The sequence below is a fragment of the Dactylosporangium darangshiense genome, from assembly GCF_039537565.1.
GTDB lineage: Bacteria > Actinomycetota > Actinomycetes > Mycobacteriales > Micromonosporaceae > Dactylosporangium > Dactylosporangium darangshiense.
Genome location: NZ_BAABAT010000172.1, coordinates 1 through 1,633 on the forward strand (window position 1 = coordinate 1; position 1,633 = coordinate 1,633).

Below are 1,633 nucleotides of genomic sequence, written 5' to 3' on the forward strand. Positions count from 1 at the left end.
CCCAACTCGAGGCGTGGAACGCCACCGACGCCGCCGTCCCCGCCCAACCGGTCCACACCCTCATCGCCGCACACGCCCACACCAACCCCGACCGACCCGCCGTGCACTCCGGCGAACACACCCACACGTACCGCGAACTCGACACGGCCGCGAACCAACTCGCCCAACACCTGCACCGCTTGGGCGCGGGTCCGGAAACGATCGTCGCGATCTGCCTACCCCGCGGCATCGACCCCATCATCGCGATCCTGGCGGTGTGGAAGACCGGCGCCGCCTACCTGCCGCTGGACCCCGACTACCCCACCGAACGACTCGCCTACATGCTCACCGACAGCCGAGCCGCACTCCTCATCGCCACCGACGACATCCTCGACAACCTCCCCGCCGGCCGCATCCGCACCATCACCCCCAACGACCCCACCATCACCACCCAACCCACAACCCCACCACCCGTCACCATCCACCCCGACCAAGCCGCCTACGTCATCTACACCTCCGGCTCCACCGGCCGACCCAAAGGCGTCGTCGTCACCCACCACACCCTCACCAACCTCGCCGCCGCCCTCACCCACATCACCGCCACCACCCCCGACGACACCGTCCTGCAGTTCGCCTCCCTCAGCTTCGACGCCTCCGTCTGGGAAACCGTCATGGCCCTCACCGCCGGCGCCGCCCTCACCATCGCCCAACACCAACAACCCGACCAACTCACCACACTGCTCACCACCCGAACCATCACCACCGCCACCCTCCCACCCAGCCTCCTCACCACCCTCAACCCCGACACCCTCACCACCATCACCACCCTCATCACCGCCGGCGAACGCCTCGACCCCACCACCGCCCAACACTGGAACACCCGCCGACACCTCATCAACGCCTACGGCCCCACCGAAACCACCGTCTGCGCCACCACCGCCACCATCACACCCACCACCACCAACACCCCGATCGGACACCCGATCGCCAACACCGCCATCCACCTCCTCGACCCACACCTCAACCCCGTCCCCATCGGCGCCACCGGCGAAATCCACATCACCGGCCACAACCTCGCCCGCGGCTACCTCCACCAACCCGCCCGCACCGCCGAACGGTTCATCCCCAACCCCTACGCCACCGACGGCAGCCGCCTCTACCGCACCGGCGACCTCGCCCACCACCAACCCGACGGCCAACTCCACTTCCACGGCCGCACCGACCACCAACTCAAAATCCGCGGCCACCGCATCGAACCCGCCGAAATCGAAACCGCCCTCACCACCCACCCCAACATCACCACCGCCATCGTCACCGCACACGAAGACGCCCTCGCCGCCTACCTCACCACCACCAACGGCCTACCCCCCATCGACGAACTTCGCACCCACCTCGGACGCAGCCTGCCCGACCACATGATCCCCACCCACTACATCGAACTCACCCACCTCCCCACCACCCCCAACGGCAAACTCGACCGCACCGCCCTACCCACCCCCGACACCACCAGACCCGAACTCACCACCACCTACCAAGCGCCCACCACCCCCACCGAAGAACTCCTCACACACATCTGGACCGAACTGCTCCACCTCGACCAGATCGGCATCACCGACAACTTCTTCGACCTCGGCGGCCACTCACTGCTCGCCAC

1 protein-coding gene is annotated in these 1,633 nt (G+C 67.5%); it reads left to right on the forward strand.

Translation table 11 applies throughout. The annotated features are described in order from the left end of the window. A partial coding sequence (locus ABD901_RS58505) for a non-ribosomal peptide synthetase (protein ID WP_345145036.1) occupies nt 1-1,633 on the forward strand: 1,633 nt, incomplete at both ends.